The 10,333-nt window shown below is 68.3% G+C and carries 6 protein-coding genes; 4 read left to right on the top strand and 2 right to left on the bottom strand.

All coding sequences use genetic code 11. The features are described from left to right. From HR086_RS00890 to HR086_RS00880, 3 genes are all read left to right on the top strand, one after another. Positions 1-1,363: choice-of-anchor A family protein (locus HR086_RS00890; RefSeq protein WP_254626120.1), on the top strand; the 1,363-nt coding region annotated here is incomplete at its 5' end. Between the two features lie 48 nt (positions 1,364-1,411). Further along, positions 1,412-5,506, top strand: a complete 4,095-nt coding sequence (locus HR086_RS00885; RefSeq protein ID WP_174464566.1) for a M36 family metallopeptidase — start codon at positions 1,412-1,414, stop codon at positions 5,504-5,506. A 93-nt stretch (positions 5,507-5,599) separates the two neighbouring features. Next, positions 5,600-6,781, top strand: coding sequence for a M23 family metallopeptidase (locus HR086_RS00880; RefSeq protein ID WP_141645402.1), 1,182 nt, complete (start codon positions 5,600-5,602; stop codon positions 6,779-6,781). A gap of 24 nt (positions 6,782-6,805) precedes the next feature. On the opposite strand, the gene HR086_RS00875 is transcribed toward HR086_RS00880, so the two are convergent. Both HR086_RS00875 and HR086_RS49120 read right to left on the bottom strand, forming a co-directional pair. After that, on the bottom strand, positions 6,806-7,396 hold the full coding sequence (locus HR086_RS00875; RefSeq protein ID WP_174452983.1) for a DUF2378 family protein: 591 nt from the start codon (positions 7,394-7,396) through the stop codon (positions 6,806-6,808). Between the two features lie 218 nt (positions 7,397-7,614). After that, on the bottom strand, positions 7,615-7,737 hold the full coding sequence (locus HR086_RS49120; protein ID WP_256433081.1) for a hypothetical protein: 123 nt from the start codon (positions 7,735-7,737) through the stop codon (positions 7,615-7,617). Between HR086_RS49120 and HR086_RS00870 the strand changes: the two genes are divergently transcribed. Beyond that, positions 7,736-10,150: a glycogen/starch/alpha-glucan phosphorylase gene (locus tag HR086_RS00870; protein ID WP_254614276.1), complete on the top strand. Its 2,415-nt coding sequence runs from the start codon at positions 7,736-7,738 to the stop codon at positions 10,148-10,150. The genes HR086_RS49120 and HR086_RS00870 overlap by 2 nt on opposite strands. Positions 10,151-10,333: the final 183 nt, after the last annotated feature.

The following is a 10,333-nucleotide window of genomic DNA, read 5'->3' as shown; positions in this document are numbered from 1 at the left end:
CCTCGAGGACAGCCCCCCACCCCCCGAGCCGCTCCCCTTGCTGGCGGGCGCCATGCAAATCGTCTCGCCGGCCGCGGGCACGCCTGTGACGCCGGGGAGCCTGATAACGGTGAGCCTGCAAGGCACCGGAGGCTTCCTACCCGTGAGCGCGCTCGTCGGAGGCGTGGGCCACGGGGCGTTCATGAAGACCGCGCCCTTCACGACCCAGCTCCGGATTCCGAGGGATGCCATTGGCACGGTGACGCTCACCGCCTATGGCTTCGATGCGACCGGCACCTCCGCGGAGTCCCCTCCGCTCGTGCTTCCCGTGACCACCACGGCGAGGCTGACGTCCATGTCCGTCATCAACGGCGACTCCACGCTTCGCGGCGTGGGCTCGACACGGCACCTGGTCGTGGTGGGCCACTATGACGACGGCGTGAAGCGCGACATCTCCTCGCCCGCGCTGGGCACGGTGTACTCCGCGTCCAACGCGGACGTCGCCACGGTGACCCTGGGTGGAACCGTGACGTCTCAAGGCGTGGGGCTCGCCACCATCGTCATCCGGAATGGGGGCCTCCACACCAGCATCACCGTGAAGGTCAGCGAGGGCAGCACCCGCCAGTGTCTCGATGTCCACCTGGGGGACTACAACCTCTTCGTCCAGGAGGACTATCGCGAGGGCATCGACGTCGGAGGACAGGTGGCCGCCGGCGGCAACATCTCCCTCAAGGACTTCCAGGTCGGCTGGAAGCTCCCCGCGACGGAGACCACCAACGTCCTGGTCGCGGGTGGCAATCTCATCCTCAACAACGGCACGGTCTGGGGCAATGCCAGATATGGCGGACAGCTCCTTCCCCAGGGCTCGGTCGTGGTGAACCGCGGCACCGCGGCGCGAGGCAATCCCATCGACTTCGCCGCGCGCTTCACCGCGCTGCGCGCGCTCTCCACCCGCCTGTCCAACCTGCCTTCCGCGGGCACCGTCATCATCGAGAGCTGGGGGGGCGTCCTGCTGCGCGGTGTCAACCCCGAGGTGAATGTCTTCAACGTGGAGGCCAGCGTGTTCACCAACGCCACGCTGCTCTCCCTCGAAGCCCCCGCCAATTCCCTGGCTGTCATCAACGTCCGCGGAACCACGGCGCGCTTCGCCAACTTCGGACACGTCTTCACGGGTGGCATTGACGAGCACGGCGTCCTCTTCAACTTCCCCGAAGCAACCGCCATCACCGCCTTTGACTATGGCTTCTACGGCACAGTCCTTGCACCCAATGCCCATTTCAGCTTCGCGAACGGCAGTTGGGTGGGAGGAATCTACGCACGCTCACTGATAGGCAATGCTGTTGGCCATATCAGCCGGCTGCGGGATACTACCATCTGCCAGTAAGGGCCGGCGCTCCCGTCAAGGGAAAGCAGTGAATCCGTGGGGGGTCAAGTGGCCAAGAGTCTTGTGAGCAGTGTTCCCACCGTGGTGTGGGCCCTGGCGATAGGCACAGGGTGTGCGGTGGAACTCCCCACGGGAAGCGCTCCCGACCCGAGCAGACAGGTCGGGAGCGCCGCGGCGCTCCCCTCCGTCGCGGTCGTCTCTCGCGACGTGGACCGGAACACTCCGACCCTGGTGTGGGCCGAGCGCGCCACGTCGCGCCCGAATCCCAGCCATGACACCCCCGAGGCGGCCGCGCGTGCCTATCTGGAGCAGCAGGCGCCGCTGTATGGATTGTCCCCGGCCGACCTGCGCGCGGCGTATGTCCATCGCGTGCATGACATTGGCCGGGGCGGAATCATCGTCTTCTTCAGGCAGCGCGTCGCGGGCCTGGAGGTGGTGCGCAATGAGTTGAAGGTGCTCCTGACCCGGGACATGGCGCTCGTGGGCCTCACGGGCCACCTGAGTCGTGGGGTGGAGCGCGCCCAGCAGCTCGCCGGCTCCCCCCTGACGACCGCCAGTCCCCGCCAGTCCCCTGGCGAGGCGGTGCTGAGCGCGCTCGGGGACATGTATGGCCAATCCCTGGCGAGTGAAGTCCACGAGGTGCGTCACGCCCAGGCGGGGGGCTCTTTCTTCGACTTCGTGCCCGACAGCGTGGACAAGCGCTCCGGTGTCTCCCTGGTGACTCCGGCCCGGGTCAGGCAGGTGTACGTCCCCGTGAGGGGTCAGTTGCTCCCAGCCTACTCGGTGGAGCTCCTCGCCGAGCGCGCGGGGGATGAACACCCGCGAGGACATGGCTACCTGCTCCACGTGGAGGATGGGCGCGTGCTCCATCGCCGCGACCGCGTCATGGCGGACGCGTTCACGTACCGCGTCTGGGCGGATGCGCATGGCGTCCCGCTGGACAGCCCCCAGGACGACTACACCCCTCACCCGAAAGGCGAACCCGACGGACGGGAGCCGGGATTCACCCAGCCGATACAGGTGTCCGCGGAGGGATTGGTCCACCCCGGCACGCTCCAGGTGGACCCGTGGCTGCCCGCCGGGGCGACCCGGACCGCTGGCAATAACGTGTGGGCCTACGCCGACCACTACAGCCCGGACGGCTTCTCCGAGGGTCCCGCCGGGAAGGACACGCAAGCGTTCGTCACGCCAGGCACGCGAGACTTCCCGCATGAATACGACACCAGCGCCGCCCCCCTGGCCTCTCAAACACAGACATCCGCGTCGGTGGTCCAGTTGTTCTACACCACCAACTGGTTGCACGACTATTTCTACCTCTCTGGCTTCGATGAACAGGCGGGCAACGCGCAGACCGACAACCTGAATCGAGGCGGAGAGGCCAACGACAGGTTGCTGGCCGAGGCCCAGAACCAGGGGCCGGATGCGCGGGCGCGCAACAATGCCTTCGCCTTCGTCCCCTCGGACGGGGTGTCTCCCCGGCTGGAGTTCTACCTCTGGGAGACACCGGAGGTCCGCGCGTTCTCGGGCACGGGTTTCTCATACACCACCGGCAAGGCCGCGTTTGGCGCCCGGGACTTCAACCTGCAGAAGCCCCTGGTCCTCGCGGACGACGGGCAGGCGCCTGGAGAAGACGGGTGCCAGCCGCTGGTGAATGCCAACGCGGAGGACGCCATCATCGTGGTCAACCGGGGTGGCTGCACGGACGAGCGCAAGGCCATCCACGCGGAGGCCGCCCTGGCGGCGGGCCTCATCGTCATCAATCACGTCCCCGGTGCCCCGGCGCCCACCCTGTTCGAGGGAGACCCTGCGCCCAATCCCTCACTTCCGGTGCTGTCCCTCTCCTACGAGGATGGACAGGCGCTCAAGGCGCTGCTCGCGCAGGGCCCCTCGCAGGGGACCATGAGGCGCGCGGCCAGCGCCGACAGGGATGGCACCCTGGACAACACCATCGTGGCCCACGAGTGGGGGCACGTGCTCTTCCATCGCCTGGCCGAATGCTCGACGCCGCAGTGCGACGCCATGAGTGAAGGCTGGAGTGACTTCACGGCCCTCCACCTGATGCTGCGCGAGAATGACAACCTGGATGGGACGTTCGCGGTGGGCGGCTTCGCGGCCCAGCTCCGGGGGGAGAGTTCCTACTTCGGTGTCCGTCGGATTCCCTACTCGCGGCTGGCGACGAAGAACGCGCTCAGGTTCCGGCACATCACCCAGGGCACCGCCCTGCCCGCGACCCACCCGGTGCGCTCCAACGCGTTTGGGAACGCCCAGATGCACAACGCCGGCGAGGTCTGGGCCAGCATGCTCTTCGATGGCTACCTGGCCCTGGTCGCGCAGAGCCGGGGGAACTCGCCGCGCATCCCCTCCTTCGCCGAGGCCAGGCGACGCATGGCCGACTATGTGGTCACCGGGATGATGCTGGCGCCGGTGGACGCCACCTTCACGGAGCAGCGGGACGCGCTGCTCATGGCCGCCGCGGCGAAAGACCTCCAGGACATGGAGCTGCTGGCCCAGGCCTTCGCGGACCGCGGCGCCGGCTCCTGCGCCGTGTCGCCGCCACGCGACTCCGTGGGCTTCAGCGGGCTCGTCGAGGCCCAGCACCTTCAATCCGACCTGAGGCTGGAGGGCGTCACGCTGAAAGAAGGCGCGCGCTCCTGTGACAACCACGACGGGGTGCTGGATGGCGCGGAGACGGGCAGAATCGAAGTCACCGTCAGGAACCACGGCCCCGCCGACGCCTCCTCCGCGAGAGTGACGGTCTCCAACGGCCCGACGACCCTGCTGTTCCCCCAGGGGAACTTCGTCACCGTGGGCGTCGTGGCGCCGTTCTCGGCCCGGACGGTTTCGATTCCAGTCGAGCTGGCCCTCTCGGTGGGTTCGGCGAGCATCGCGCGCTACGACGTCACCCTCGACAGCGCCACCTCCTGCCAGACGTCCTCCACCCAGCAGCACACCGCGCAGCTCGACTATGACCTGGTCCCGTCCGTGACGGACAGGGTCGAGGGCCACCGGAGCACCTGGGTGCCCGACGTGCTCGAAGGTGAAGCAAGCCAGACCTGGCGCATCCAGGAGTCGCCGCGCGCTCCGGGGGACCGCATCTGGTTCGCGCAGGATGCCTTCGACTTCGCGGACACGGCGTTGCAGACCCCGGAGATGGTCATCCCCGCTGGCGGGCGGTTCAGCCTGTCGTTCGAGCATCGCCACTCCTTCGCCTACTTCACCAGCGAGCACACCGGCGTGACGGACTACTGGAACGGGGGCGTCATCGAGTTCACCCGGAACAATGGTCAGACCTGGCAGGACGTCAGCACCCTCGTCACCGCGGGCCTGGACTATGGCGGCCCCCTCGACACGGAGACTGGCAACAACCTGGGGGGCAGACTCGCCTACGTGAAGGAGAACGCGGCCTGGCCCAACACCAACACCGTCACCCTGGACTTCGGGACCCGGCTCCAGGGCAGCACGGTGAAGCTGCGCTTCCGCCTGGGCTCGGCCCTGGCGCTCGAGGCCCACGGCTGGGAAATCGACAACATCACCGTCCAGGGCGCCACCGCGCCGCCCTTCCTGAAGCTCGCCGCGGACGTCGGCACCTGCCATCCCCGGGTCGTCGTCGGAGTGGACCAGACCGTCTTCAGTGGCGACCCGGTGACGCTCGATGGCGAGGGGAGCACCGACCCGAATGGAGACACGCTGGCATTCACGTGGAAGCAGCTTACGGGCCCCACCGTGACGCTGGATGTGAGTGACCCGGAGCGGCCGGGCTTCACCGCGCCCACCGTCCAGGTGGACACGGACCTGACGTTCGAGCTGACCGTGAGTGACGCGGAGCTCTCCGCCTCCGCCCCGGTGAAAGTCACCGTCCGGCCACGCCCCGTCGTCGTGGACGCGGGCCAGGACGCCGGCCCCGACCCTGAACCGGACGCCGGCGCTGATGCGGGCTCCGACGCGGGGACCGACGCCGGCTCCGACGCGGGGACTGACGCCGGCTCCGACGCGGGGACCGACGCCGGCTCCGTGCCCGAGCCTCCCAAGCGCCCCGGTGAACACACGGGCTGCACCAGCTTCGGGGGCGGCGCGGGGCTCGCGGGGCCGCTCGGAATGCTCGGCGTGCTGCTGCTCATGGCCCGGCGCCGGCGCCGGAGCTGACACGGCGAAGCAGCCAGGCAGGCAGGCTCGGGAAAAACCCGAGCCGCCAGTTGGGCAGGGGCGCGAGTGTCCACTACACTCGCTCCCCGCCCCATGCGACTTGCCCCCCTCTTCGCCCTGGCCGCCCTGCTGACCGTGTCCTCCGCTTCCGAGGCCGCCGTCCGGTACGACATCAAGAATCGCCGGATTGAACCGCGCCAGACGTTGGCGGGCGCGCTGCATGAGGCCCAGTTACCCGACGCCCAGGTGACCGCGGTCATCTCCGCGCTGGAAGGCGTGTTCGACTTCCGCAAGTCCCGCGTGGGAGACCAGTTCCGCATCGTCCTGCGCGATGGCGAGCTGGACTTCTTCGACTACCGCCAGAGCCTCGTCGACGAGTGGCAGGTGCGCCGCGACGGCGAGAAGTACGTGGGCAGCAAGCGCTCCATCGAAGTCGAGAAGCAGGTGTCCGTCGTCTCGCTCGAAATCCAGACGTCGCTCTACGAGGCGGCGGTGGACGCGGGCGAGGACCCGGCCATCGGCATGGTGCTGGCGGACGTGTTCGCCTGGGACATCGACTTCTACCGGGACGTGCGCAAGGGCGACACCGCGCGGGCGCTGGTGGAGAAGTTCGTCTCCAAGGGCCGCGTGCTGCGCTACGGCGAGGTGCTCGCCGCCCAGTACGTCGGCGGCCTCGTCGGCCCCAAGAAGGTCTACCGCTACGTCCTGCCGGACGGGCAGCCCAACTACTTCCAGGAGGACGGCGCCAGCGCGAAGAAGACCTTCCTCAAGAGCCCGCTGAAGTACGCGCACGTCACCAGCAAGTTCGGCTCGCGCTTCCACCCGGTGCTCCAGTACCTGAAGAACCACAACGGCGTGGACTACGGCACGCCCATCGGCACGCCCGTGTGGGCCGTGGCGGACGGCACGGTGACTCAGGCGGGCTGGGCCGGCGCGGCCGGCAACATGGTCGTCCTGCGCCACGCCAACGGCTTCGAGACGCAGTACATGCACCTGTCGAAGGTGGGTGAGGGCGTGCGCGTGGGCGCGCGCGTCAGCCAGAAGCAGGTCATCGCCTATTCGGGCAACACCGGCCGCTCCACCGGACCGCACCTGCACTTCGGCATGAAGCGCGGCGGCGGCTACACCAACCCGCTCAACCAGCAGTTCCCCCGCGCGGACCCGCTGCCCAAGACGCTCCTGCCGGACTTCCTCGCCAAGGCGCAGGAACTCGCGGGACAGATGGAGGCCGTCTCCGTGGCCGCCGTCGCCGGACAGGCCCCCGCGGCGCCCTGAGGCGGCACCGGGGCCGACAGCGGACTACTCCCAGACGATGTCGTAGTCCGCCGCGAAGTAGCCGTGCGGCGTGCCCACGACGGTGCCCTTGCACTGGATGGCCTTCAGGGCCTCCTGGAGCACCCCTTCGTGGAACTGCACCGGCTGCATGTCGCCGTGGAAGGACAGGCGCACGTGGCGCTCGCTCAGCACGGAGTACTCCCGGCGCCCGTAGCTCACCAGCGTGGAGTAGGCGGTGGGCGCGTTGGACAGGAGGCGCTTGGGGTCGCCCTTGCCAATCAGCCGCGTCAGCGTCTGGCCCACGGTGGAGGAGAAGAAGCCCGTCACGGCGGCCGCGCCACACGCGCGCACCGCGTCCTCCTGGGAGGTGAAGCGCCCCGCCTTCGCGAGCGCGTCCGACGTGGCGTACAGCAACCGGATGGCGTCCACCGCGGAGTAGGAGAAGAAGTCCACCGGTGAGCGCTTGAAGAGCGGCTCGCGCAGCCGGGCGGCCGTGTCCGGCCCCAGCTGCTTCTCCGCGAGCGTCAGCACCGCGTTGAAGATGAGGCCGCGGACCGTGTCTTCGGGCCGCACCAGCGCGAGCCGCTGGTCCAAGTCATTCTTCGGGAAGGCCATGACCGTTGATTTCTACATCAAACCGGCCTGCCAGGGGCGCCCGTTCCACGCGAGCGCTGTGGGAAAGCAGGCGGATGGGCGCGCATCGCGCTTCGCTCCTGGACGTCCCAGGTCCTTCCCAGGGAGCATCCCTCCCCTTCCTGGCTCCGCGCTTTCCCATGCGACGTCCGCCAGGGCTGCGCTACCCTGACACCCCGCATCAGCCTTCCCACCCGAAGTCACACCCGGATGGAGACCTCTCGCGACATGGCCTCTCCCGCCTCCGCTTCCCCGCAGTCCCGTCCCGCGGCGTCGAACTCGAATGACGACAGCGGCCGCACCGGGAGCGACGCGACGTCCATGCGCCGCTCGTTCCTGGACCACGTGCGCTACTCGCGTGGGAAGAACTACGAGACGTCCACCGCGCACGACCGCTTCATGGCGCTGTCCCTCGCGGTGCGAGACAGGCTGGCGGACCGCTGGGTCCGCACCGCGCGCACCTACTACGAGAAGGACGTCAAACGCGCCTACTACCTGTCCGCGGAGTACCTGCTGGGTCGGGCGCTGGGAAACAACCTGTTGAGCCTGGGCATGCACGACGCCGCGTCCGAGGCCATGCGCGAGGTGGGGGTGGACCTCACCAACCTCCTGGAGATGGAGCCGGACGCGGGCCTGGGCAACGGCGGCCTGGGGCGCCTGGCGGCGTGCTTCCTGGACTCGCTGGCGACGCTCGGCTACCCCGGCATGGGGTACGGCATCCGCTACGAGTTCGGCATCTTCACGCAGGACATCGTCAACGGCTACCAGGTGGAGCGCGCCGACGAGTGGCTCAAGTTCGGCAACCCGTGGGAAATCGTCCGGCCGGAGAAGGCGGTGCCGGTGCGCTTCTTCGGGCGGGTGGAGCACCACCAGGGTCCGGACGGCAAGCCCGTGGCGCGCTGGGTGGGTGGCAAGACGGTGGTGGGCGTCCCCTACGACACACCCATCGCCGGCTACCACAACGACACCGTCAACACCCTGCGGCTGTGGCAGGCGCGCGCGTCCGAGGAGTTCGACCTGCTGCTCTTCAACGCGGGCGACTACGAGCGCTCCGTCGTCGAGAAGAACGACTCGGAGGTCATCTCCAAGGTCCTCTATCCGAACGACGCGTTCCAGGCGGGCAAGGAGCTGCGCCTCAAGCAGCAGTACTTCTTCGTCGCGTGCTCCATCGCCGACATCGTCCGGCGCTTCCTGAAGAACCACACGGACTTCAGGGACTTCCCCAAGAAGGCGGCCATCCAGCTCAACGACACGCACCCGGCCATCGGCGTGGCGGAGCTGATGCGCGTGCTGGTGGACGAGAAGCGGCTGCCCTGGGACGAGGCCTGGTCGATTACGCAGGCGGTGTTCGGCTACACGAACCACACGCTCCTGGCGGAGGCGATGGAGAAGTGGCCGGCGACGCTGTTCGAGCGGCTCTTGCCCCGTCACCTGGAGCTCATCTACGAAATCAACCAGCGCTTCCTGCGCCAGGTGCAGATTCGCTACCCCTATGACCAGGAGAAGCAGCGGCGGATGAGCCTGGTGGAGGAGGGCCCGGAGAAGAAGATTCGCATGGCCCACCTGGCGGTGGTGGGCAGCCACAGCATCAACGGCGTGGCCGCGCTGCACACGGACCTGCTGCGCCGGGACGTGCTGCCGGACTTCGCGGCCATGTACCCGGAGCGCTTCAACAACAAGACGAACGGCGTGACGCCGCGCCGGTGGCTGGCGTGGTGCAACCCGCGCCTGTCCAAGCTGATTACCTCCCGCATCGGCGAGGGCTGGGCGACGAACCTGGACAAGCTGCGCGAATTGGAGCCGCACGCGGAGGACCCGGCCTTCCGCAAGGCGTTCCGCGAGGTGAAGCGCGCCAACAAGGAAGACCTGTCCCAGCACATCCGGGACCTCCGCTCGGTGCGGCTCAACCCCGACGCCATCTTCGACGTGCAGATAAAGCGACTGCACGAGTACAAGCGGCAGCTCCTGGACGCGGTGCACATCGTCGCGCTGTGGATGCGGGCGCGCAGAGACCCGAGCACCATCATCCACCCGCGCGCGTTCCTCTTCGGCGCCAAGGCGGCGCCGGGCTACCACCTGGCGAAGCTGACCATCCGGCTCATCAACGGCATCGCCGAGGTGGTCAACAGCGACGCGGGCACGACGGGGCTGCAAGTGGTCTTCGCCCCCAACTACCGGGTGAGCCTGGCCGAGCGCATCATCCCCGCGGCGGACGTGTCCGAGCAGATTTCGACGGCGGGCATGGAGGCCTCCGGCACGGGCAACATGAAGCTGATGCTCAACGGCGCATTGACGCTGGGCACGCTGGACGGCGCCAACGTGGAGATTCGCGAGGCGGTGGGCGACGAGAACTTCTTCCTCTTCGGCCTCACCGCCGATGAAGTGATTGCCCGCAAGCGCGCCGGCTACCGGCCGCGCGACGAGTACGAGAAGAACCTGGAGCTGCGCGAGGCGCTGGACCTCATCTCCACCGGCTTCTTCTCCCCGGAGGACCGCGCCCTCTACAAGCCGCTGGTGGACAGCCTGCTGGAAGAGGACCGCTACCTGGTGCTGGCGGACTTCGCGGCCTACGCGGCGAAGCAGGATGAAGTCGTCCGCGCCTACCAGGACGCCGAGGGCTGGACGCGCAAGTGCATCATCAACGTGGCGCGCGCCGGCATCTTCTCCTCGGACCGCACCATCAAGCAGTACGCGGAAGAAATCTGGCGCATCCAGCAGACGCCCGTGGAGCCGTAAGGCCGCGCCGCGCCCCCCGTTGACCGCTCCGGCGACGGGGGGCGACCCGCCCGTGTGAAGTGAGTCGCGACGCGACGCGCAACAATTGACGCATTAAGACAGCGCACCGCGCAATCACAGACAACGCAGTGCGCCAGCAAACAGACGGCTCGCCGCGTGAAGCCAACGCAGCGCGACGTGTTG

It is taken from the genome of Myxococcus sp. CA039A, from assembly GCF_013336645.1.
GTDB lineage: Bacteria > Myxococcota > Myxococcia > Myxococcales > Myxococcaceae > Myxococcus > Myxococcus llanfairpwllgwyngyllgogerychwyrndrobwllllantysiliogogogochensis.
This window is presented reverse-complemented; position numbering and strand designations above follow the sequence as displayed.

Coding starts and splice junctions, on each gene's coding strand:
- HR086_RS00880 (WP_141645402.1), top strand. CDS start 5,600: ATGCGACTTGCCCCCCTCTTCGCCCTGGCCGCCCTGCTGACCGTGTCC.
- HR086_RS00875 (WP_174452983.1), bottom strand. CDS start 7,396: ATGGCCTTCCCGAAGAATGACTTGGACCAGCGGCTCGCGCTGGTGCGG.
- HR086_RS00870 (WP_254614276.1), top strand. CDS start 7,736: ATGCGCCGCTCGTTCCTGGACCACGTGCGCTACTCGCGTGGGAAGAAC.
- HR086_RS49120 (WP_256433081.1), bottom strand. CDS start 7,737: ATGGACGTCGCGTCGCTCCCGGTGCGGCCGCTGTCGTCATTCGAGTTC.